Below are 23,240 nucleotides of genomic sequence, written 5' to 3'. Positions count from 1 at the left end.
GGAAAAGGAACCGTGTCAAACATAATCTATGAATTAAGAAAATTATCAAGTAAAAACATAGTATCACCTAAAGGATTTTCAGCTGCAGGAATCCATTGTGGTATTAAGCATAAAAAGAAAGATTTAGCAATTTTAAAAAGTGAAGTTCCTGCGAGTGTAGCGGGTGTTTTTACAACAAATGCAATTCAAGCGGCTCCATTAAAAGTAACAAAAGAAGTCGTTTACAATACGGGTAAAATGCAAGCGATTATTGTAAACTCTGGAAATGCCAATGCATGTACAGGGAAACAAGGGATTGCCGATGCTTATGAAATGCAACAATTAGCAGCTGCTAAATTTGATATCGATCCATCTTTAGTAGGCGTTGCGTCAACAGGAGTTATTGGTGAAATTATCAAAATGGAGCCAATTCGCACGGGTGTAACTCAATTAAATCTTGGAAACGCACTTGAAGATGGGATTGACTTTGCCCAAGCGATTTTAACAACAGATACGGTTATGAAAAATACAACGTACAGTACGATTATCGATGGCAAAGAAGTAATCATCTCTGGTACTGCTAAAGGTTCAGGTATGATTGAACCAAACATGGCGACGATGCTTGGATTCATTACAACTGATGCAAACATTGAATCAGATGTATTGCAAAAGGCATTATCAGAAATTACAGACTTAACATTTAATGCCATTACAGTAGATGGTGATACTTCAACAAATGATACTGTGATTGTCATGGCAAATGGCTTAGCTGGAAACGAAACATTAACTCCTGCACATCCAGAATGGTTTAACTTCTTTAGCACATTACAAGCAGTTGCTGAAGACTTAGCGAAAGCAATTGCAAGAGATGGTGAAGGTGCGACAAAATTAATCGAAGTAGAAGTAAATGGAGCTGTTTCTGATGAAGAAGCACGTAAAATTGCAAAAACAGTTGTAGGTTCACCATTAGTAAAAACAGCTGTTTTCGGTTGTGACGCAAACTGGGGACGTATTATTGCAGCAGTTGGTTATAGCGGTGCAACGGTGGATCCAGAAAAAATTACAATTAAAATTGGAAATGCTCTAATGGTTGAAAACGGGGAGCCAGTTCGTTTCTCAGAGGACGAACTAATTAAAATATTAAAAGCGAACGAAGTAAAAATTGATGTGTCACTAGGTCAAGGTGAAGGACACGGATTAGCATGGGGGTGTGATTTAACTTATGACTACGTTCAAATCAATGCATCCTACCGCAGCTAAAAAAATTGTCATTAAACTTGGTGGCAGCACATTAGAAGGCTTGAATAAAGCCTTTTTTTCCAATTTTAAAAACTTACAACAACAAGGGTACGACATCATCATTACGCATGGTGGAGGACCTGCTATAAATCGAGAACTTGAAAAACAAAATGTAACATCAAGTACTATTAATGGTATACGCGTTACAAGTGAGGAAGCAATAAGTATCGTTCAATCAACATTAATCGGCAAGGTGAATCCTGCTCTTGTTCATGAATTAAATGAAGCTGGAATTGCGGCAATCGGCTTAAATGGCTTTGATGGACAGTTGCTTCAAAGTGAATTTTTAGATCAACATACGTATGGATACGTTGGGAAAATTAAAAAGGTGAATACAGACCTTATTCATCTATTAACTGAAAATAATATTGTTCCAGTAATTGCTTGTATCGGAGCTACAGAAGATGGACAGGCATTAAATATTAATGGCGATACGGTTGCAAGTGAAGTAGCTTTAGCTGTAGGAGCAGAAAGTCTACTACTCGTAACAGATGTTTCGGGTATTCGTATTGAAGGGGAATATCAGGCGCAAGCGACAGAAGAATTAATTCATCAATGGATTGAAGAAGAGCATATTTATGGCGGCATGATTCCAAAAGTACAAGGTGCTTTACAAGTCCTAAATGCTGGGATTCCTTCTGTGCAAATTGTAGATGATCGTTTATCTGGAACAACTATTTTATCTAAGGAGTTAGTCAAATGAACGCACTTTTTAATAACTACGCAAGAAGACCAATAAGCATTATTGAAGGTAAAGGTACAATTGTAAAAGATAGTAATGGCAAAAGATATTTAGATTTTACAAGTGGAATCGCGGTTTGTGCTCTTGGACATAGCCATCCTGCTTTAGTTGAAACAATTAAAGAGCAAAGTGAAAAGATTTGGCATACAAGTAATCTTTTCGAAAGCCCTGGTCAGGTAAAGTTAGCTGAAAGTTTAATTCAAGATAATCATTTAGCCCATGCATTATTTTGTAACAGTGGTGCAGAAGCAAATGAAGCAGCAATTAAACTAGCACGTAAACATACAGGAAAACACCATATTATTACTTTTGTAAATTCATTCCATGGACGTACATTTGGGGCAATGTCAGCGACAGGACAGGAAAAAATTCACCAAGGATTCGGTCCATTAGTAGATAAGTTTACGTATTTACCATTTAATGATGTGGAAGCCCTAAACAATGCAATTGATGATTCTGTTGCAGCGATTATGCTAGAGGTCATTCAAGGTGAAGGTGGAGTGAATGGTGTAACAGACGAGTTTGCTAATGCTATTCAAGATATTTGTGACCAAAAAGGCATTTTATTAATAATTGATGAAGTACAAACGGGCATTGGCCGTACTGGTACTCGCTTTGCATTCGAACAAACTCCTTTAAAACCCAATATTGTGACAATGGCAAAAGGACTTGGTGGAGGATTCCCGATTGCAGGGATTCTTGCAACTTCTGAATTGTATGAAACATTTGGTCCTGGTTCCCACGGTACAACATTTGGAGGCAATCCATTAGGGGTAGCCGTAGCGCAAACCGTCATTGATCTAGTTTTCCAACAAACATTTTTAGATGAAGTAAATGAAAAGTCAGCGTACTTAGTCGAAAAGCTAAGCGAAGTGTTACCAGCTGATCAATTTACTATTCGAGGTAAAGGTTTACTGCTTGGTATTGATTGTGGAACAGAGGTTGCGTCGCTTGTTGCAAAAGCGGAAGAAGAAGGATTACTTTTAGTGGCAGCAGGTCCTCAAGTTCTTCGATTATTACCACCATTAACTGTAACAAATGAAGAAATCGACGAAGCTGTTGAGATATTGAACAAAATATTAGTAAAAGAAAGAGCAGTCTCTTAATGAGACCGCTCTTTTTTTACTGAATAAGAAAGTATAAGTTTTTAGCGTTAGAATAGTGTCTAGCTGCGAACGCTAGCTCCTCGACAACTTCGGTACTGCCTACGAGGACAAAGAGCGTCCTCTTTTCAGTCCCTCCAGTTGTGTTCGGAGCTAAAAGGGCGTTCTTCGCTTTTCTTAGTTACTGTTGATTTTCATTTGGTAATGGAATTGGGTTGATTGGTGGATTTTCACTACCATTCCCGTTGTTGCCATTTCCATTATTACCACCGTTTGGATTCCCGTTTGTACCATCATTCCCGTTTTGAGGATCGCCATCAGTTGGTACTTCAGGTTCAGTCGGAATAACTGTATTTCCAGATATCGTATTAGAATGAGCAGATTCCAGACCAGTAATATCTACGGCAACTACCGTAAAGATACCAGCAGGAGGTAATGAAATTTGGCGACTAGCTCCATCTCTTATTGTGGCAATTAGTGAACGACCATTCGAAATGTCGTATACACGATAGCCGATTACATCGTTAGATCCGGATTTTGACCAAGTGATTGCATTGCCTTCAACGGATGCTGCAACTGCTTGTGGCGGGCTTCCATCTGCATTGAAAGCTGTAGAGGAAATGACTTTGCTTGAATTTAATAATTTCGAAGCATCCCCACCTAATCTACCTAACATCTGTTTAGCAAATTCAGCTTTTAGACCAATTCCACCCGCCGTTATAAATTCACTTGGAGTAGAACTTAATGCTTGATATGCTTTTCCATCGATCAAAACAGATGAAGAAGTAATTAAACTATCATCCGGTTGAGAAGGGACAAACACATTTCGATTGAATAAGTCTGAACGTACATATCCGGCATTTGAACAAGCTGCTGATGGTGCAAGTCCTGAGATTCCACAAAATGAAGCATTGATGACATTTTCAGGTCGTTTAAATTGTTCCTTTGTACCGATTAGTTCAGGATCCACATCATAAATGGAATTCATAAGGTTCGCCCATAACATGTTAACACGTGTACTTGGTTGATAGTACGTATTGTTAAATTGGTAAAGTGTTCTAGGTTTGTCGTATCCCATCCATACACCTAACGTAACATTAGGGTTATACCCTACAAGCCAAACGTCTTTGTAATCTTGAGTTGTACCCGTTTTAGCTGCAAAGTCTGATGAGAATTTAAGTGAACTTTTTGCTCTTGTACCCGTTCCATAATCTAAAACATCTCTCAGCATATCTGTTACGATATAGGCTGTTTCTTTTGAAAATACTTCTACTGGTTCAGGTGTATGTTCATATACTATATTGCCGTCTAAGTCGACAATTTTTTCAATCATGTAAGCATCGATAAATTGACCACCGTTTGCAAAGGTTGCAAACGCATTTGTGTTTTCTTCAACAGTTGTTCCATTTGTTAAACCACCAATGGATGTTGCTAAATTGACATAATCTCCTTCAGCTAATTTAGAGAAGCCCATCTTTTCTAAAAAAGTAGCAGGTCGTCTGTCTAATATCGAATCATATAATCGTAAAGCAGTTAAGTTTTGAGAATGGGCTAACGCTTCACGTGCAGGCATTAGTCCTCTTTCTTCACTTTCAATATAATTGGAAGGGCTATACCCATCAAAACTACGTCTAAATTTCACATCGACAACTGGGCTACCTGCACCGATGACACCATATTCTACAGCGGGTCCATATGCTAGTAACGGTTTCATCGTTGAACCATTTGGACGGTAAGCTTGTGTAGCGTGGTTCACTTGTTTTAAGGCAAAGTCTCTACCACCGACAAAACTTAAAATTTTCCCTGTTGTATTTTCAATGACGATACTACCGACTTGAACAGGTAAATCAACTTCTTTTTCTTCTTTTGTTTCAGGGTCAATTTCGGTCCCTTTAAATGTATGTCCATAGTATTGGAAGTTTTTAGCGGCTTGTTGCATTGCTTCATACATTTCTTTATCAATTGTGGAATAAATGCGATAGCCACCTGAACGAACGTTACGATCTGCTAAAATCATATATTTTTCTTTTAAGTTTTCTTCTTCTGTTAAGCGTTCTTTATCAATTCCGTCTTTTTCCGCTAAAATTCCTGCAATAATTTCTTTTGCGCGGTATTCTAGCTCAAAAGTTAGCCATGGATAATTATCAGTAGCCAATTCTTCTGGTTGGCGGAAATCCTTTGTAATGTCATAGGTTACTGCTTCATTATACTCGGCTTCCGATATGTATCCTACTTCTAACATTCTACCTAAGACAGTTTTCATTCGGTCAATTCCTGGTTGTAATCCGTCTTGATCTTTTAACACACCCTTATTAGTAAAAGGTGTATGTGCAAAGGGCGCTTGTGGAATCCCTGCAATATAGGCAGCTTGCGATAAATTTAAATCTGCAGCCGATTTACCGAAAATCCCTTGTGATGCAGTTTCAACACCGGCAATATTTTTACCCGATGCATTTCGACCATAAGGAATAATATTTAAATAGGCTTCTAATATTTCTTCCTTCGTCATGAATTTCTCTAGACGCAATGCGAGAAGTATTTCTCTTGCTTTACGCTCATAAGACACTTCATTCGTCAAAATTTGATTCTTAATTAATTGTTGTGTTAATGTCGAACCACCTGTTTGAGTGGAAGAGTTTGTAAAGTCTTGTAACAGCCCACGTAAAACCGCTTTTGGAACAATTCCATTATGCTCACGGAAATATTCATCTTCTGTAGCGAGTACAGCATCTAAAAGAATGGGAGATACAGCATCAAGTGAAGTTTCTCGTCGCTCCAAGTCTGTTCGAAGCTTCCCAATATAGATATTATTGGCGAAGTAAATCTCACTGGTTTCTTCATAGCTATAAATTTGTTCTCTCATTGCTTCTTTTGATGCTAGAGGATCTTCTCTCACAAGAGAAGCGAAATAACCTGCACCGATAGCTCCTACAAACACTAAGGATGTAACTATAAATATTAAAAAAACTAGCGTTAGATTCCATAGCACACTACCAGTAATTCGTAGTTTACTATAACGTTCTGAAGAGGCTAATTTTTCTATTTTTTCATTAAAGTGTACGATTCGTTGCTTTAATTGCTCTAACCTTTCTCTCACTTAATCGACCTCCTAAAATCTCGTCTATTATAGCATATTTCTCTCTTGTACGAATATATTTATTGACATTGAAATTAGTTCAAGTACAATAATCATTATAGTTTTTCGAGTGTTGAAAAGATTGAAGTAGTGTTTTTCATTCCCTGTTTAGAGAGCTAGCGGTTGGTGCAAGCTAGTCATAGTGAAACACGAATTACGTTCTTGGAGCTTGAACGTTCGTCACGATAGACGTTAAACGAGTGGAAGGGTATTTGTATACTCTTCAAGCTGGGTGGTACCGCGTTAATCATTAACGTCCCTGCATGCATTTATTTGTATGCAGGGACTTTTTTATGCAAAAAATCGGCCTTGTATGCAAATTTTAATATTTTTATAATAGGAGGATTTTTCAATGACTAATGCACTAATAGAAGATTTACAATGGCGTGGTTTGTTATATCAACAAACAGATGCTGAAGGAATGGAAAAATTATTAAACGAAGAAAGTGTATCTTTATACGTTGGCGTGGACCCTACTGCAGACTCGATGCATATCGGGCATATTGTACCGCTATTAACGTTGCGACGTTTTCAACAAGCGGGGCACCGTCCAGTTCTTTTAGTTGGTGGAGCTACTGGGATGATTGGAGATCCATCTGGTCGTTCATCAGAGCGTAATTTACTTAATGCAGAGCAAATTAATCAAAATGTTGCTGGTCTAAAAGCACAAATGGAACGAATCTTTGACTTTGGTGAAGGGGAAACTGGCGCAATTCTAGTGAATAACTACGATTGGGTAGGGGAAATGAGTGTCATCGATTTTTTACGTGATTACGGGAAACTTGTAAACGTAAACTACTTACTAGCAAAAGATACAATTGCATCTCGCCTTGAAACAGGTATTTCGTTTACTGAATTTGCTTACACGATTTTACAAGGCTTAGATTTTAACCATTTATATGATCACCACAATGTGCGTATCCAAGTAGGGGGATCGGATCAATGGGGGAATATTACAACAGGTCTTGAGATTATTCGTAAAACACACGATGAGGAAACAAAAGCTTTCGGTATTACAATTCCGTTAGTAACAAAAGCAGACGGTACGAAATTTGGAAAAACTGCTGGCGGTGCGGTTTGGTTAGATGCAGTAAAAACATCACCATACGAATTCTATCAATTTTGGGTAAATACTGCGGATGCAGATGTCATTAAATATTTAAAAATCTTTACTTTCCTAACGCGTGAAGAAATTGAGGCATTAGAAGTAGCTGTTCAGGAAGAACCACATCTTCGTAAAGCACAAAAAACATTAGCTTCTGAGATGACAAAATTGATTCATGGAGAAGCGGGATTACAACAAGCGGAGCGTATTACGGCAGCTCTTTTCTCAGGTGACTTAAAAGCTCTTTCTGTAGATGAGATGAAAGTTGCATTTGCAGGAGTACCATCAGTTGAACTTGCGAAAGAAGATCAAAACATTGTGGATTTGATTGTTGAAGCAGGAATTTCATCTTCTAAACGTCAAGCTCGTGAAGATGTGACAAATGGTGCAATTTCTATAAATGGTGAAAAAGTGACGGAGCTTGACTATACAGTGGATGCAAAAGATCGTTTAGATGATGCATTTGCGATCATTCGTCGTGGTAAGAAAAAATATCATATGGTGAAATTTAACTAATAAAAAAAAATGACCTGTAAAGTAGACGTTTACTTTATAGGTCATTTTTTATGTAGGTAATAATTATGTTTAATTTATTAACCTTTTATACTATATTTATAATGGTAAATTTAATATGTAAACGCTAGAAGAAAACTGGAGGATTATTACTTGGTAAAAGGTAAGGGTAGAATATTCTACATAGAGATATTAAGGGCAATTTCTATTATTGCTGTTATTATCATTCATATTTCGGCATCAGAAACTTTAGTTAGTTTTACAACAACAAATATTAAGTATTGGTGGATTCAAAATATTTTTGATTCTTTAGCAAGATGGAGTGTGCCGGTATTCGTGATGATTAGTGGCGCCTTGTTATTGAATCCAGCCAAACAAGAACCAATTGGAATGTTTTTGAAGAAAAAGGGCTTAAAAATGTTAATTCCATTTTTTGTTTGGGGCTTATTCTATTTGATTTTATCAGCTAGTGTAAACTTGGATAGTTTAACGGTTAAGTATATTATTCGTGGATTTATTGAAGGTCCTATGTATTATCATATGTGGTTTATGTATATGATCATTGCGTTATATGCAATTACGCCATTATTAAAGAATATTATTTTAAATTCAAATCAGGATAAGATTTTATATCTTTTGCTTATTATTTTTATTAGTGTTAGTTTAATCGATTTAATTGAAAAGTTTACTTCCCTTCGTGTGAATAACTTTTTCACAATTAAACCACTTGGAGGTTTTATCGGGTACTTTATATTAGGTTACTATCTTCATACGTTTAGTTTTAGTAAAGTAGCACAAAAGGCGATTTACTTCGGAGCAGTAGTGAGTGCGTTAATCATTCCGATCGGGACATACTATCTTACGAGCAAAAATAACGGTCAATTAGATGTTTATCTTTATGATTACACAAACCCATTTGTCTTGTTAATTTCGATGGCCATCTTTTTAGCAATTAAAAATGTAAAATGGGCTCCTAATCCAAAAAATTATGGAACAAAAATGATTTTAGCTGTTAGCAGTACAAGTTTTGGAATATATCTTGTCCATCCATTCGTCATGTACTGTTTGAATAGATTCAATCTGCATATCTTTAGTGAAGTGTTCAATCCTTTAATCAGAGTTCCGCTTGTAACACTCATTGTTTTAGTCATTAGTATTGTGGCGGTTAAAGTATTAAAGAAAATACCTTATATAAAAAATATTGTTCCTTAATCAATAATATCCTTTTAGGGAAATAGTTTCCTGTTCCTTCCATAGAATCTTTGTGGAAGGTTTTTTATAGTAATAATCCAAAGAGGTAATAAAAAACCCCCAAAACCTTGATTTAAGGTTTTTGGGGGTTTGTTTTGCAAGAAACGAAGATTAACGAGAGAAATGTTCTACAATTCCTAAACCTTAGATATATCAATAGTTTGATAGACTTTCAGAACGATGTTCCCCCAAATCCTCCCCCAAAACACTATTTTTCCGCCACTTTTAGAGCAGAAATGAACTGATCCACCGTTTTACTTTTGCTCTCAGAAATGACATGTGCATATGTTTCCCAAATAACTTTTGGAGTGTTACCTAATCGATCAGCAACAACGGCAACATCAGCACCACTTGAAAGTAAAATAGAAGCATGAGTGTGCCGTAGGGTATGAGGTTTTACAGTAAAGCCAATTTTATCAGATAACCGTTTGAAAGAATAAAACAAACTATTGTCCATATATGGTTCGGCAGTTTGATACGAAATAAAGATGAATAGATCCTTAAATTCTTCATCTTTAAAACGTTTACCAAACGATAGGTATGTTTCTACACACCAGGTGCGGTACTTTTTGAATAGTTCTGCTAAATTTCCGTCGATATCGATTGTACGATAACTATTCAATGTTTTGGGTGTACGAAAACCTTTTCGATCACGAGTTGCTTCTATTGTAATTGTTAGTTTATCCGTATCGATATTTTTCCACTTTAAAGCGAGAGCTTCACCGCGGCGTATCCCAGTAAAGGCTAATGTGTTAATGATAAGTTGAGATGTAAAAGGTTCATCGTTTTTAGCAGCTTCTAAAAATCGGTTCAATTGCTCAATGCTCAATACATTCGGCAACTCACGTTCCTCATCCGCTATTTTGATTTTCGTAAATCGATTACGTGTTAAAATTTCTGCATCTACTGCTGCATTAATTGCAACCTTAAATACACGATGGAATAGGCGTACCGTTGATGGTTTATAATCCTTTAAAAGGGGATTAATAAATTTGCGTTTATACGTCTCCTTATCTAAAGTAGAAAGTCTTAACTTACCAATCAACGGTTCGATTTGGTACTTAATAATATTTTTGCGTTGCGTTTGAGTTGTGATTTCCCAATCGCATTCATGTGTTTCGTACCAAATGTTCAACCATTGGCCAACCGTCATTTTGTCGTGTTCAACTTCAATACTGTTTCCAGTCGCTAATTTTGCTCGAACTTCACACAAAGCACGATAAGCAGTTGCTTCACTGGTGAAACCTTGTTCACTTTTCTCCTTACGTTTATTAAAGAGATCATAGTAACGATGTCTAAAGGACCAACGTTTTTCACCTTCGGCGTTCAGGTACCAGTATAATTCTTTATCCTTTTTGCATTTATTCATCTTAGGTTTTATTCTTTTTACCATTAGTAATCCCTCAATTCGTTCATGGGCAGATGTACGGGGCTGAGAGATTATTTTTGCATCACTCCCTTCAAAGATTAATTAATGTGAGCGTATATTTTATCAAGAATTAAATTTGTAGTTATTTCATCAACCTTCATTCCAAAATCATCGTGAAAACTAATTACTTCTGCATAAAGATCGTTATCTACGAATTTAATAGTATCTATTAATGGAATAGCTAAATGGTTCCCGTCCTCATCCTGGCAAGCTGAGGTAACAAGGCTTAATTTTACAAATAACTTCTCTTTCATCATTTTTACCTCTTAAAATAGGAATGTACGTTCTTTTAACAGTTAAACAAAAACCATTCATGGAAACAGAATGGTTTTTAGTTGTTTACACGGGAATATTTTCTTGTTCTAAACTTTTTTCCCTTAGGGACCTAGATTCGCGATACTCTTCAGCAAGTGCTGTAAGAGTAAATTCGACTGTTTTATCATGATTATCTTCAATCACTCGTTTAATTTCTTGCAATGGTACTCGGAAGAACTCTTTGCGATCGTTAATAAGGTTCATGCGATTATTTGTAAAAGTTTTGTGAAGGATATTCTCAAGTGTCGGTGCATCTTCGCTAAAGATCATTGCGTGAACATCAAATTTAAATGGTACTGATGCGTCACCAAGTTCCTTAACGCGGTCCATAGGTTCTAGACGTCTAGTCATACCAATTTTATAAACATCTTCACCAAACGATCCGATATTTGAGATAACGTATACGTATCCAGCACGAGTATTTCTCTCACGATTTAAAACATCTTCTTTTTGTTCTAATACTTCATTTAATTTATTTTGTAATTCAAAAATTTTAGCTTCTAATTCTGCTAATTGATCTCCGGTAGCATTCGTTTTTTGTTCTTCTAATTTTGAAATTGCTTGAGTAAAGTGTTTTTCTTCTTTTTCCACTTTTTCCTTTAATTTCTCAATTTCACGTCTTACTTTTTCTTCTTCACGCATTTGTTCTCTAATTTGGCGTTGCTCTTCTTTTTCAGTTTCAAGTTTTTGAGCATATTCTAAAGCTAAATATAATTCCTCAATCTTTAAATCAAGATAGGCTTTTTTGATTTCAGTACTTGTCACTCTGTTTAATTTGTTAATGGTTTCAAATGCCTTTATGATTCGCTTTTCTGACGAGCTTATATTAGCAACTGTTACTTTTGAAATCGTGGCATCACATTCATTATTAAATGAACGGATAGCTAAATTAACGGCATCAGTGACCATTTTTTTACCTTCAGATTTACTTCCGTTAACTGTCCAATTATGATTAAAAGTTGTTGCAACTTTGCTTTTAACCATTTCTTTTTGTCTTCTTCTTAAATCTTCTAAACGATTTTTGTATGCTTCAGAACTTTCTAAATCATATTTAGGATTATAAAAACCGAAATCTTGCATTAATACTAACTCTTCTTGTTCGATGTACTGATCCTTTAATTTTTTTATTTCATTTTCTTTGGCTTGTATTTCATTCTTCTGGTTAGCTAAAGTGTTTTCTAGTTTTAATAATTCGTCTTTTTGATTTGCTATTAAATCACTTAACTCAATAGACTCGTCGAAGCCGTTGCTTTTTAAATTATTTAACTGTAGAGCATTCAAAGAGAGTTCTTTAACTTTTTTAATATGCAAGAAAATTAGAACTAAGGGTATGATGATTAAAGGGAAATAGAATTGTGATATAAAAACTAATAAAGCAATAAACCAAGCGCTAAGATACCAAGATAATTTTTTCATATGTATCCTCCGTTTTTTATTAAACTTTAATTCAACTAACTCTACAGGCAAATTATATAATTCTATCTAAGTTCCAATTTAGTTTTATCAAATAGAAATACAATTTTATTTGTATCATTAACAACGTCTTCTTTAATGGATCTAATTTGCGATTTAAATATAGGTTTGTTTTGTCCGATAAATGGTGTATCAAATAAGTTGTACATAATATCGGGATCGAACGCCTTAACTTCTTTTGGAATTCTTCTAAATGGCTCATTTTTATTGAACTTATAATTCTCGTTAAAATATACTAATCTTTTATAAGCAAACTCTTTAGTAACATTAAAATAATCAGCAATATCTTCAGCGATGATGTATGTAGTATTTAAATCCGGAAATACCTCTATATTTAATAATTCTTTCGAGGGCATAAGTATATTTGAAGCAAGTTTGAAAGCTTGACTTTCCATTTTATCAATCATTAAAGAAGATTGAGAGAGTTGACTTATTTGATGGATGTATAAGTGCGAAAATTCATGAGTAAGGGATTCTCTTTCTTCTTGTTCTGTTTCGCGGACACATAAATTAATAACTCCTCTGCGCCCCTTCTTGTGAGGTATAGTGTAATTTATATCTTCTGGTATTAGACTATAGTTAACTTTCATTCCGTATAAACGACATAATTGGTAAATATCGATTTCGGAAGGGACATTGTATTCAATATTACTTAATATATCCTTGCTCATTTTTTCAAAAGGATCAATCCTTTTTCTAGCCATAAAATCCCCTAATACCATTGAATCACTCCAAATAATCTGAATCGTCATCGTCGATTTCTTTTAAAGCTTCCTGCATTGTTTTCCAAGATTTAACCATTTGCTTTACTTTCTTTTCTGGATTGCTTTTTAGGTTTTCAAAAGCAATTGCGTGTTTTTTTAATTGGTTAAGCACTTCGAACTCTTCAGGTGTAAGAGAAATTTTTTCACCTGCAACATCTATTTCAATGACGTTACCATTATCCAAATAACCAGCGATTCTCATCAGTTCTTCGTAACTACAATTATAAGCATTTGAAATAAGTTTTAAGGTTTCGGGTGTTGGATTGACATTTTTACCAGAGCGTTTGTCATATCCTTTTTCAATTGTATCTAAATAAGTATGACTTATCCCTATTCGTTTACTAGCGTCACGTAGGGATTCTTTTCCTCTTAGTTGTTTAATGAATTCTCCTAATGTCTCCATTTATTCTATCACCACCTGTAATACATACTTTACATTATAGATAAAAAAATATAAATAAATAGAATGTAAATCATTGTTGACAATGTTGTTACTCTTGTATTACTATATTTACAAGGAGGTGTTATACATGACTTACAAAAATAATTTGAGAGAAATTCGTAAAGAAATAGGTATGCCAATATCAGAGTTGGCAAGGAGAACTGAAACTTCTCGTCAAACAATTACAAATATAGAATTGCATGGTCAAGAACCATCCGTGACACTTGCTCTAAAGATAGCGAAGGAATTACGAAGTGATCCTTACGATATTTTTTTTACCAATGATGTTATACAAGGTTTACAAAATGAAAATAAAATTGCATAGGAGGCTTTATCATGAATCGATTACCAAGAAATATTTCGAGTGTAGAAGTAGCGGAAATGGTTGAACGTCGTCACGACCAAGTGATGCGCGATATCCGAAATATCATCGATCAACTAGGTGACCACACTTTTGTGGAGTCCTATTTCATCGAATCTAGTTACACAAATACTCAAAACAAAGAGTTACCTTGCTTCTTATTAACAAAGAAAGGTTGTGAATTATACGGCACTCGTATGACTGGTGAGAAGGGTACACAATTTGCCGTTAAGTACATCGAACGATTTAACGAGATGGAAGTTCAAATAACTGAACAAAACAACTTACCACAAGATCCAGTCGAACTAGCGTTACAAACATCTTTGAAAAATTACCAAGAAATTAGATCAATTAGAAATGATATAGATTTTCTAAAAGATTCGATGCGTATCGATGGAAAGCAAGAACTGGCATTAAAAGAACAAGGCAAAGCGAAAGTTTTTGAAGTCCTTGGCGGGTACGACTCTGCTGCATATAACAAAATGGGTAAAAAAGTTTTTGCTAAGTTATGGGGCGATTTTAAACGCCACTTTTTATTACCACGGTCAATGGAACTGGCTAAGAAAGATTTTGATGAAGGTGTGCGTTTTATTGCAATGTGGCGACCAGATACAACGATGATGATGGAGATCGATACATGTAACCGTCAAGCACAACTGAAATTAGTTAAATGAGGAAGGCTGTATCAACAGCCTCTAGGTAAGGAGGGCTTTTATGATTTCGCAACAACCTAGTGAAAGCTTAGTCATTCAAATGCTTCTTGAAAAAGCAGGAATCACAAAAGAAAAGTTTGAGAAGCAAATCGAGGAGCTTATTAACGAGGCTACAAGAACAACTCTTCTTTATTGGGACATCGATAGAATGTCCGAGCTCACATGTATGGAGCCATCTTATTTAGATAAACACGTTCTCCAAGATCATCGCATGAAAGTTTTTGAACGTAGACGTGGTAAAGGAAAACGCTACTGGATATATGAGGGCAGTGTACAAGCACTCAAAGAAATTGTTGATGAATGGTACTAACTAAAAAATACATTGGGCAGATGTACGGGCAAAGAGAAGTACCATTCATTAAGTTAAGAGGTCGGGCATTACCTCTATAAATCTATTATAACTTTGCTAGAAGTTTCTAGTGGTCTTATACAAGTCAACTTCTTAATGAAATGTGACTTGAAATTAATGGAAAGGGTGAGAAAAGTGACTCAAGTTGGAGCAGTTTTAAAAGAACTAAGGGGAGAACAAACGCAGCAACAATTCGCTTTTGAAATGGGGGTGGTGAGAGAAACCGTCTCCAAGTATGAAACAGGTAGATCGCATGTGCCGCAGGATATAAGCAGAAAAATTACTAAGGAATACGACAATCCCAAGTTCGCGATAACAGTTCGAAATGAGTACACGGGTACAGGTCCGAGGTGGTTGGATGGTCCGAATGTAGATTTACATCGGTCCAGCGTGAAGGAAAAAACGATTGAGGAATTACAAGAAGCATTAGAAGCAATAGCAAAGATCAGGTTGGCCAACCCGCTTAAATTATTCGATTTCCAGCACGTTGAAGAAATGTTACTCGAAGCAGCAGAGGCAATAACCGCACTAGATCATTTTATAGCGGTGATATGTACAGAAACAAAAATAAGTTATACAGGGTTGTGGGACAAGCACTACAAAGAACTGGCGAGTGCAGGGTACACAACGATTTAGGGAGATATAGATTATGGGCATTTTAACATCATTGAACAACGAAATATGGAAAGAAAAAGCGTGCATCGAGGACTTAACAAAAGAGTTTGTTATGCATGTGCAAGAAAACCGCTTTGAACTTGCTGCTACAAAACACCAAGACATACATAAGTCGATCAAACGAGTTCAGCATTTGCATAGGCAAAAACAGTTGTATTCAATCGCGGTGAAATTTGAAAGAGAGGCGAGGCGATATGCTGAAAAAGTTTGATGATTACTTCTTAGGAGAGGAAGCGCACTGGACAGACAAAGCGTGGTTCTACGGGTTTTATGCAACCGTTACTGTTCTTGTATCAATCGTAATTTTCGCATAAAAAAACCGCTAATCAGTGCGAATGATTAACGGCTAGACAAATAAAATCGATTAACACGATTATACCATAAATCGTGAGGAAAGGAAGCGTTGGAATGTTCGGCACTTTGTATGTATGGGGTACGGATGGAAATGGATTTTGGAAGAAACGTATTCAGTGTTATCAATCAGAGGTTCATATTTATTTAGCTAATATCAACAATTACGAAGATTACGATTTCGATATTAAATGTTAGATTTTTAACCAAAATGTAGCTGGTAATTATCAAATTATTACTAAACGATTGCGAGCCAGTCTCGCTCTCGTCAAGCAGTTCATAATATCAATTTCCTCCCTAATCGATGTTCTGGCGATTATGAGCTGCTTGATGGGATTCCGTCGGGAAGGTGGTGAGAAAGGTGAAAAGTATTCAAATGGATTCAATGGAAATCGAACAACGTTTTCCAAACTTTGAAGTAATCAGTGAATTTACTGGATCAATCTACACAATGGTTGCGGTTAAAGATGGCGTTCGTTACTGGGATTACATCGGCAAACATTACGGTGAATTCTTATTAAAGGAAAGAAGGGGTAGAAATGCAAGTTGAAAATCCAATGGTGCTAGGTCGCATTGAACATTATTCAAGACCAAGATTAGTAGTTATCGATACATGCGATAAAAATGATTTTGAAAATCCAACATATGACATTTTTGAATCATTCATTGCATCGAACGATGATTACTACGTATTTGGTGAACACGTGGTCCACATGGATAACTTACCGCGGTATTTTGAAGATTATCTAAAAGCGGAATGCAGGGTGAAAAAATAAACCACTGCTCGCAACAGTGGTCAAAACAATTATATTTAGCGCAATTATAGCGCATAGGAGGAGAAATTTCAATGTATGGATTAACTGAACAATTTAATAACCCACAAGTTGGACAACCATCATTTCAAAATAACGGAGGGGCACTAGCGATGGCTAGCGCTTCCCGTGAAATGGAAGAAGTAAAAGGGCAAATTTTTATGGCGAAGCAGTTCCCTCGTAATGTATTCCAAGCGGAGCAACGTATTTTAGACACTTGCAAGCGTCCTGCACTAGCTCAAACAGCTATGTACAGTTATCCGAAAGGTGGAACTAAAGTAACTGGGCCGTCTATTCGTTTAGCTGAGGCAATCGCTCAAAACTGGGGCAACTTATCATATGGTATTCAAGAGTTAGAACAGAGAAACGGTGAATCGGTGGCTAAAGCTTTCTGTTGGGACCTTGAAACGAATGTTAGACAAGAGAAGGTGTTTACAGTTAAACATTCAATCAAAGCAAAGGGTTCTCTTAAACAACTTACAGATCCACGTGATATCTACGAAAAAGTAGCAAACGATGGAGCGCGCCGTTTACGTTCTTGCATCCTAGGTGTTATCCCTGGTGATATCGTAGATAAAGCAATTGCACAGTGTACCGAAACATTAGCAGGTAATAGCAAAGGTCCATTAAAAGATCGCATTGCACATATGTTAAAAGGTTTCAAAGATCTCTACCGTGTTACACAAGAAATGGTCGAAATGAAATTCGGTTACAATGCTGATTCTTTCAGTGAGTATGACTATGTAGAACTTTTAAACATCGCCAATAGCTTGAAAGATGGAATGTCTAAAGTTGAGGATTGGTTTCCGAAAGAAGATATTAAACAACAATCAAGTGGATTGGCTAATGACTTCAAAGAGCAGGAACAGAAAGCGGAGGTGAAGCTAGATGCAGCACCAACAGGCAACGTTCCAACTGAACAGCCAGAACTATTACTCTAGAGAATCAAACATTCATTATATGAGCGTTTCCCAATTTAAAAGTGCAATGGAATGTGAAGCGCGCATGATAGCTGAGTTGAAGGGCGAGTTTACTCGTCCTCAATCTACTGCTTTATTAGTGGGGAGCTACTTGCATGCAGCAATTGAAAGTGACGAAGCATTTAATCGGTTTGTCGAGGAAAACCATAAATGGATTTTTGGCAGTAGAGGGGCGAAATACAAAGATTTCGAAAAAGCTGATGACATGATTACAACTATCAAAAATGATCGTTTTTGTCAGTTTGCTTTACAAGGTGAAAAAGAGGTCATTTACACGGGTGAATTGTTCGGCGTCCCTTGGAAAATCAAGGTCGATAATATCAATCATGAAAAGTGTTATTTCAGCGATTTAAAGAGCACTCAGGAGCTACGTAAACGCTATTGGAGTGAGAAGTATAGTACATGGGTTTCTTTCGTACAAGCCTACGATTATGTACTTCAAATGTGGGTGTATCGTGAAATTATCTATCAAAACACAGGTCGTTATTATGAGCCGTACATTTTAGCAGTCACGAAGGAAAATCCGCCGGACAAAGCTGGTTTACATTTTGATCATTCACGCTTTGATTTTGAGCGCGAATATGTGCAACAGATGCTCCCATCGATCATTGAGGCAAAACAGGGCAAAAAGGAGCCTCATCGTTGTGAGAAATGCGAATATTGTAGGTCTACAAAAGTGTTAAAGGGCACGTTTGAGATTGAGTTTTTACTAGATTAACTGTTGGGGAGTAATCCATTTGTTTGACAATAGGAGGATGCGGATTGAATTTAAAGGAGTTCAAAAATAGAGAATCTATTCTCAATCATGAGATTAAAGATGTTGAAGTGAAGATACAAAAGTTGATTAATGAAATTGATGGTTTTAAACAAGAAAAGAATGTCTTGAGTAAAAAAATAAAAGCAAGCAAAACAGACGCACTTCTAACTGGCGCATGGCGAAATAGTGTTATTCAAATGAAAAACAGAGAAAAACGACTGTCAGCCATACTTACAAAAGCCAATGATGAATTAATGATTAATCGTTCTAAATTAAAACAATTACGAAAAGAACTCAATACTTTAAGAAATAACTCTTATGAACGAGCGTTTGAAAATATAGCTCATTCAATACTACCACCTGAGTTGTTTTGGGAAATCAGTTTTAAAGCTCAACAAAAAAGTGGCGTTTGGCTAAATGAATCTAGTAGTTAGATGAAGCTACAAAGATGATTTATATGCCGTAGTAGGTAAGTGAGGAGGGCGGGCAATGGCTAGCATCAGTTGGATCAAACTAAAAACAGATATGTTTGATGATGAAAAAATTAAACTAATCGAACGAATGCCAGAGGGTGACACGATTTTAATTGTGTGGATTAAATTACTAACTTATGCAGGGAAAGCGAATTGTAATGGTTATATCATGATCGCAGAAGATATTCCTATGAACATCGAAGAAATGGCCATTATTTTTAATAGACCGCTAGAAAAAGTAAGGTATGCAATCCAGGTGTTACAGAGATATAGAATGCTTGAAATTGATGAAAATGAGCAATTTTATATTTCAAATTGGGAAAAACATCAAAACATCGATGGCATGGAGAGAGTTAGAAAACTAAATGCGGAGCGTAATAAAAAATATCGCGAACGTAAGAAACAAGGGGCTTTGCAAGCTCCTGCTGAAGAACCTCAAAAACATGATGACGTTAGCGTGACGTCACGTGACGAAACAGACTTAGACAAAGACTTAGATTTAGACATAGACATAGATAAAGAAAAAGAGACAGACATAGACAAAGACAAAAAAGACATTAAAAAAAATGTCTGTCTGTCGTCTAGTCAGTCTCCATCCATTGATATGAATTTTTTATTAATACAAGATACGTTTCGAAACCTCATTCGAGAACCAAAGCCTCAAGATTTATCAAAAATGGATGAAGCGCTTGAATTCTATGAAACAAGTTTGATTTTAGAAGCAATTAAAGCTGCTAAAGGTAAAGGTAAAACTTTCTCGTACGCATTAGGTATTCTAGACAATTGGCGTACAGAAGATGATATCAAAACCTACGATGATTGGAAGGTGAAAAAAGGTGCAAGAAGTCAAAACGGTAAACAGTCAGTTCGACAAAATCATGAAGAAACTTCAAGCTCGCTCGATGAATTCTACAGACAACTCGAACGAGACAAGCAAGCCTGGGGTGGATAAATGCCCTTTATGCCGTGGTACCGAGTTTGTATTTTCACATTACGAAGAAAAGAATGGCATTAAATACGAGTACGAAAAACCATGCTCGTGCCGTGAAAAAAATGCATGGGCACGCCGCTTTAAAAACGCATTGATTCCTGAAGAATTTAAAAATGCAAAGCTTGATAACTATGAGCAAAAAACAAAAATGCAACAAGCCATGTATGCGTTGACGATGGAATATTTAAAATCGTTTCCTAAGAATCGGAAACAGTTAGATGAAGATGGTGCCCCTAATTTCGGATTTATAGCAACGATCGGTGAACAACGATTGAGACAACTACCAGCAGACCAACGTACTGAAATTAAGTATAAGCACAATAATTTTGGAATCGGAAAGACTCACTTACAAATTGCGGTAGCAAAGCAACTTATCAAAAATGGATTCTCGGTATTAGTCGTGTCGGATGTGTCATTTATGGACGAAATGATGAACGCAAAACGAATGAGCGATGAGGGTGAAATGTATAACTCTATGCTAAATACGGCATTATCGGTTGATGTGCTTGTGTGGGATGACATTGGCAAAGCAAAGCCAACAGAAGCGAAAGAAGGGCTTTACTACAACATCATTAATGAGCGCTACAAGAAACGTAAACCGATAATTTTCAATAGCAATGAGGACAAGTCTACTCTTGCGGATCGCATTGGGTATGCAGCAAATAGTAGATTATTAGAAAAGCGTGAGGATGAACAATATTACGTAGTTGATACAGAAGGCGTCGATTATCGATTGAAGGGATGAATGTACATGACATCGGAAGAAGTAGCACAAAAAATTAATGACCTGGTAGGGGAATATGATTTCCCCCTACCAGTCTTGCAAGATGTCGATAGACGGTTAAGCGATTGCCAAGATCCATATTATGCAGCTCAACAATTACGGTACCTAGAAAACAATATTCATGCGGGCATTGCAAAGAAGAAGGTGAACAAATGAACGAGGAATTCATTCTAAACATGCTTACACTCCACGGAATCAACTACAACAAGTACGGCAACGAACAGGACAAACAAGCATTTACAAACTGGATGAACAAGCTACAACATCATAAGAATTTCAGCAACCTAGAAGAAGCTTGCAATTATTTTATTGCATGGGGTGAGAGGGATGAAAAACTTTCAGCATAGTTTTAAACGCATGTTTTACATTGAGCAGCTAAAACAAGTTGGCATTACAGAAGTTAATAAGGTACCAGTGCAAAACTTATCAGATCGTGACTTGTTGCATGCTTTAACAATTGCTCGTATAAAGGCAGGTGCTTAAGGTGCAAACAAATAGAAATGGTATTCCATTAGACGTCCCAAGGCAACGAAAGAAAGTAACAAAAATCCAAATAACTAAAAATCTACAAAATGATTTTAACCAGTTTACTAAGTTTGTGACCATGCAAGGCAAAGAGGATGGTCATGTAGTAACGGTGATTGTTCCTAAAGCTCATCCGGAATATCAGGAACTTAGAGCTAAAAAGTTTAGAAAAATCGAGGAATGGGATTGGAGGGAGACTTCGTGAAACGTAAGGTAGCCTCTAGAAGATTAAACCGCACTTGTATATGTTGCAATAAGTCGTTTGTAAAAGGTGAAATTTATTATATCGAACGAAATGTATTAAAAGAATTTGGTGAAATATTCGCTTGTGAATATTTGGTGTGTCCTCGCTGCAAATATGAAAATGAACGCAAAGGCGAAAGACGTAAGCAGTTTATAGAATCCGGGAAATGTCATCATCCAATCACTGATGAGATTTGGAAAACAATTGCTGGAGAAGATTATGTAAAAGAGCCATCCCATACAGAATGTTGCATATGTGGTGAGGTGGTTTAAAAATGAACGCAGCATTAAACATTATCTGTGCTGCAGTCGTGTTATGGGGCGCAATTATATTAATTACAGCCGAATGGGAAGGGATGAGGAAGAAGTGAAGAAAGTGGCATTACTGATTGTGTTGTTAATCGTTTCAGTGATTTTAATAGCTTGCGAGTTTCAGGAACAAGAAATCTACTACAACGGTCAGCTTCGACCAGTATCGCAAATAGAAGAAATCATTGCAGATACGTTGGAGGTTGAAAATCCGGATATGGACCTAGAAATTAGCATCTATGAGGAGGAAGAAGATGATTAATCGTGTCGTATTAGTCGGCCGTCTTACAAAAGATCCTGAACTTCGATATACACCCAGTGGAGTTCCAATGACAAGGTTCACAGTAGCGGTAAATAGACCATTCAAAAACGAAGGTCAAAATGAAGCTGACTTTATTGGCTGTATTGCTTGGAGAAAACAAGCGGAAAACTTAGCAAACTTTCAGAAGAAAGGGAATTTGATAGGTGTTGAAGGTCGTATTCAGACAGGCAGCTTTGAGGGGCAAGATGGGAAAAGAATTTTTACTACTGATGTTATCGCAGACTCAATTCAATTTTTAGAGCCGAGAAACAACGCAGATAGCTCAAATTCAGCTCCAAACTATCAACCTAGTACAAATTATCAATCTCAACCAAATAACGCAAATACAGGGCAATATGGCGGTCAGAATCAACAGTATGGAAATTCAGGACAGTTCAATTCTCAACAAAATTATTCGAGGGTAGATGAAGATCCGTTTGCAAATGGTAGGTCGATTGAAGTGAAAGAAGATGATCTCCCTTTTAATTTCCGGCAAGTGGGATAGCTTGCCGTCTGAATAATAAAATTTAGGAGCGTAAATATGGAATTACAAAAATTGTTCAAAGCACAACGAGTTCTGGACGAGCACATTGTCAATACACAAGGTTTAAAAGATGTGCCGCTAAATAATATGATTCTTGCTTTAATCGTTGAATTAGGTGAAATGAGTAACGAATGGCAAGGATTCAAGCATTGGAAAGTGAATAAACAATCTAAACCGGGGTTACGTGGTGAAATAGCAGATGTTTTAAGTTTCTTGTTAGCAATCGGTAACATGGTTCATCACCGTAAAGGTTTAGAAAGTATCTGTATTTTTGAAAAAGAAAGTATTGAAAGAAATCAATATTGCATCTATGACAGCATTACTGATCAAATAATTGCCTTAATAAGTGATTTCACTGATTTATGGAATTATGGCGAAATCGATGAAGGCTACAGCGTGGTAATGACTAGGTTTGCTGTTTTAACTGAAATGCTAGGTTTCACTTGGGACGAAATCGAAGCTGCATATTTCGAAAAGAATTCAGAAAATCACAGAAGACAAAACACTGGTTATTGAGGTGA

General features: G+C 36.4%; 30 protein-coding genes and 1 other annotated feature. Of the genes, 24 read left to right on the top strand and 6 right to left on the bottom strand.

Going from position 1 to position 23,240, the window contains the following annotated elements; translation table 11 throughout:
- Positions 1–12: 12 nt before the first annotated feature.
- From argJ to argD, 3 genes are read left to right on the top strand one after another with little or no spacing between them, the layout of a single operon-like run.
- The gene (gene argJ, locus EK386_RS02430; RefSeq protein ID WP_281274239.1) at positions 13–1,239 is read left to right on the top strand and encodes a bifunctional ornithine acetyltransferase/N-acetylglutamate synthase; all 1,227 of its coding nucleotides are present in this window, start codon (positions 13–15) and stop codon (positions 1,237–1,239) included.
- A complete protein-coding gene (gene argB / locus EK386_RS02425) occupies positions 1,202–1,981 on the top strand; it encodes an acetylglutamate kinase (RefSeq protein WP_126657422.1) in 780 nt (259 codons plus the stop codon). Before argJ ends, argB begins: the two co-directional genes overlap by 38 nt.
- Entirely contained in the window at positions 1,978–3,126 is a 1,149-nt protein-coding gene (gene argD / locus EK386_RS02420) for an acetylornithine transaminase (protein ID WP_126657421.1), read from the top strand. Before argB ends, argD begins: the two co-directional genes overlap by 4 nt.
- A gap of 178 nt (positions 3,127–3,304) precedes the next feature.
- Here argD and EK386_RS02415 read toward each other — a convergent pair whose 3' ends face one another.
- Positions 3,305–6,220 carry a transglycosylase domain-containing protein gene (locus EK386_RS02415; RefSeq protein WP_126657420.1) on the bottom strand — a complete coding sequence of 972 codons (2,916 nt, stop codon included), beginning with the start codon at positions 6,218–6,220 and terminating at the stop codon, positions 3,305–3,307.
- Between the two features lie 103 nt (positions 6,221–6,323).
- Positions 6,324–6,523 (top strand) — a binding site (T-box leader).
- Between the two features lie 88 nt (positions 6,524–6,611).
- Between EK386_RS02415 and tyrS the strand changes: the two genes are divergently transcribed.
- Complete coding sequence (gene tyrS / locus EK386_RS02410; protein ID WP_126657419.1) at positions 6,612–7,880, top strand: tyrosine--tRNA ligase; 1,269 nt, start codon at positions 6,612–6,614, stop codon at positions 7,878–7,880.
- 150 nt (positions 7,881–8,030) lie between these two features.
- Positions 8,031–9,089, top strand: a complete 1,059-nt coding sequence (locus tag EK386_RS02405) for an acyltransferase (RefSeq protein ID WP_158674364.1) — start codon at positions 8,031–8,033, stop codon at positions 9,087–9,089.
- Positions 9,090–9,336: 247 nt separating this feature from the next.
- Here EK386_RS02405 and EK386_RS02400 read toward each other — a convergent pair whose 3' ends face one another.
- The 5 genes from EK386_RS02400 to EK386_RS02380 form a co-directional block, all read right to left on the bottom strand.
- Positions 9,337–10,521 carry a tyrosine-type recombinase/integrase gene (locus EK386_RS02400; protein ID WP_126657417.1) on the bottom strand — a complete coding sequence of 395 codons (1,185 nt, stop codon included), beginning with the start codon at positions 10,519–10,521 and terminating at the stop codon, positions 9,337–9,339.
- A 74-nt stretch (positions 10,522–10,595) separates the two neighbouring features.
- Complete coding sequence (locus EK386_RS02395; RefSeq protein WP_126657416.1) at positions 10,596–10,811, bottom strand: hypothetical protein; 216 nt, start codon at positions 10,809–10,811, stop codon at positions 10,596–10,598.
- A gap of 85 nt (positions 10,812–10,896) precedes the next feature.
- Positions 10,897–12,288, bottom strand: a complete 1,392-nt coding sequence (locus tag EK386_RS02390) for an SNIPE associated domain-containing protein (RefSeq protein ID WP_179965985.1) — start codon at positions 12,286–12,288, stop codon at positions 10,897–10,899.
- A gap of 62 nt (positions 12,289–12,350) precedes the next feature.
- Positions 12,351–13,097 carry an ImmA/IrrE family metallo-endopeptidase gene (locus EK386_RS02385; protein WP_126657415.1) on the bottom strand — a complete coding sequence of 249 codons (747 nt, stop codon included), beginning with the start codon at positions 13,095–13,097 and terminating at the stop codon, positions 12,351–12,353.
- Positions 13,072–13,512 carry a helix-turn-helix domain-containing protein gene (locus tag EK386_RS02380; protein WP_126657414.1) on the bottom strand — a complete coding sequence of 147 codons (441 nt, stop codon included), beginning with the start codon at positions 13,510–13,512 and terminating at the stop codon, positions 13,072–13,074. The genes EK386_RS02385 and EK386_RS02380 overlap by 26 nt, the downstream gene beginning before the upstream one ends.
- A gap of 127 nt (positions 13,513–13,639) precedes the next feature.
- Here EK386_RS02380 and EK386_RS02375 point away from each other — a divergent pair, with 127 nt between their 5' ends.
- The 19 genes from EK386_RS02375 (at position 13,640) to EK386_RS02285 (ending at position 23,235) form a co-directional block, all read left to right on the top strand.
- On the top strand, positions 13,640–13,876 hold the full coding sequence (locus tag EK386_RS02375) for a helix-turn-helix transcriptional regulator (protein ID WP_126657413.1): 237 nt from the start codon (positions 13,640–13,642) through the stop codon (positions 13,874–13,876).
- A gap of 11 nt (positions 13,877–13,887) precedes the next feature.
- Positions 13,888–14,586, top strand: coding sequence for a Rha family transcriptional regulator (locus EK386_RS02370; RefSeq protein WP_126657412.1), 699 nt, complete (start codon positions 13,888–13,890; stop codon positions 14,584–14,586).
- Positions 14,587–14,626: 40 nt separating this feature from the next.
- On the top strand, positions 14,627–14,935 hold the full coding sequence (locus EK386_RS02365; protein WP_126657411.1) for a hypothetical protein: 309 nt from the start codon (positions 14,627–14,629) through the stop codon (positions 14,933–14,935).
- 174 nt (positions 14,936–15,109) lie between these two features.
- On the top strand, positions 15,110–15,610 hold the full coding sequence (locus EK386_RS02360; protein ID WP_246027560.1) for a helix-turn-helix domain-containing protein: 501 nt from the start codon (positions 15,110–15,112) through the stop codon (positions 15,608–15,610).
- A 13-nt stretch (positions 15,611–15,623) separates the two neighbouring features.
- Positions 15,624–15,860 carry a hypothetical protein gene (locus tag EK386_RS02355; protein WP_126657410.1) on the top strand — a complete coding sequence of 79 codons (237 nt, stop codon included), beginning with the start codon at positions 15,624–15,626 and terminating at the stop codon, positions 15,858–15,860.
- A 501-nt stretch (positions 15,861–16,361) separates the two neighbouring features.
- Entirely contained in the window at positions 16,362–16,550 is a 189-nt protein-coding gene (locus tag EK386_RS02350) for a hypothetical protein (RefSeq protein ID WP_126657409.1), read from the top strand.
- A complete protein-coding gene (locus tag EK386_RS02345) occupies positions 16,540–16,776 on the top strand; it encodes a YqaI family protein (RefSeq protein WP_126657408.1) in 237 nt (78 codons plus the stop codon). The genes EK386_RS02350 and EK386_RS02345 overlap by 11 nt, the downstream gene beginning before the upstream one ends.
- 71 nt (positions 16,777–16,847) lie before the next feature.
- Positions 16,848–17,753: a hypothetical protein gene (locus tag EK386_RS02340; RefSeq protein WP_126657407.1), complete on the top strand. Its 906-nt coding sequence runs from the start codon at positions 16,848–16,850 to the stop codon at positions 17,751–17,753.
- A complete protein-coding gene (locus tag EK386_RS02335; protein ID WP_246027559.1) occupies positions 17,701–18,510 on the top strand; it encodes a PD-(D/E)XK nuclease-like domain-containing protein in 810 nt (269 codons plus the stop codon). The genes EK386_RS02340 and EK386_RS02335 overlap by 53 nt, the downstream gene beginning before the upstream one ends.
- A gap of 44 nt (positions 18,511–18,554) precedes the next feature.
- A complete protein-coding gene (locus EK386_RS02330; RefSeq protein ID WP_126657406.1) occupies positions 18,555–18,983 on the top strand; it encodes a hypothetical protein in 429 nt (142 codons plus the stop codon).
- A gap of 55 nt (positions 18,984–19,038) precedes the next feature.
- On the top strand, positions 19,039–19,974 hold the full coding sequence (locus EK386_RS02325; protein ID WP_126657405.1) for a phage replisome organizer N-terminal domain-containing protein: 936 nt from the start codon (positions 19,039–19,041) through the stop codon (positions 19,972–19,974).
- A complete protein-coding gene (locus tag EK386_RS02320; protein ID WP_246027558.1) occupies positions 19,967–20,758 on the top strand; it encodes an ATP-binding protein in 792 nt (263 codons plus the stop codon). The genes EK386_RS02325 and EK386_RS02320 overlap by 8 nt, the downstream gene beginning before the upstream one ends.
- Before the next feature lie 6 nt (positions 20,759–20,764).
- The gene (locus tag EK386_RS02315) at positions 20,765–20,953 is read left to right on the top strand and encodes a DUF6877 family protein (RefSeq protein ID WP_126657404.1); all 189 of its coding nucleotides are present in this window, start codon (positions 20,765–20,767) and stop codon (positions 20,951–20,953) included.
- 171 nt (positions 20,954–21,124) lie between these two features.
- On the top strand, positions 21,125–21,280 hold the full coding sequence (locus tag EK386_RS20160; protein WP_158674363.1) for a hypothetical protein: 156 nt from the start codon (positions 21,125–21,127) through the stop codon (positions 21,278–21,280).
- Position 21,281: 1 nt separating this feature from the next.
- Positions 21,282–21,527, top strand: coding sequence for a hypothetical protein (locus EK386_RS02305; RefSeq protein WP_126657402.1), 246 nt, complete (start codon positions 21,282–21,284; stop codon positions 21,525–21,527).
- Entirely contained in the window at positions 21,524–21,838 is a 315-nt protein-coding gene (locus tag EK386_RS02300; protein ID WP_126657401.1) for a hypothetical protein, read from the top strand. Before EK386_RS02305 ends, EK386_RS02300 begins: the two co-directional genes overlap by 4 nt.
- Positions 21,839–21,932: 94 nt before the next feature.
- Complete coding sequence (locus EK386_RS02295; RefSeq protein ID WP_126657400.1) at positions 21,933–22,136, top strand: hypothetical protein; 204 nt, start codon at positions 21,933–21,935, stop codon at positions 22,134–22,136.
- Positions 22,129–22,680: a single-stranded DNA-binding protein gene (gene ssb, locus EK386_RS02290; protein WP_126657399.1), complete on the top strand. Its 552-nt coding sequence runs from the start codon at positions 22,129–22,131 to the stop codon at positions 22,678–22,680. The genes EK386_RS02295 and ssb overlap by 8 nt, the downstream gene beginning before the upstream one ends.
- Positions 22,681–22,716: 36 nt before the next feature.
- Positions 22,717–23,235 (top strand): dUTP diphosphatase, encoded by a 519-nt coding sequence (locus EK386_RS02285; RefSeq protein WP_126657398.1) that lies wholly within the window; start codon positions 22,717–22,719, stop codon positions 23,233–23,235.
- The last annotated feature ends 5 nt before the right edge of the window (positions 23,236–23,240 follow it).

Source organism: Lysinibacillus antri, from assembly GCF_003977595.1.
GTDB lineage: Bacteria > Bacillota > Bacilli > Bacillales_A > Planococcaceae > Ureibacillus > Ureibacillus antri.
Note: the sequence above shows the minus strand (reverse complement) of the source record. Positions and strands in the feature narration are given on the sequence as shown.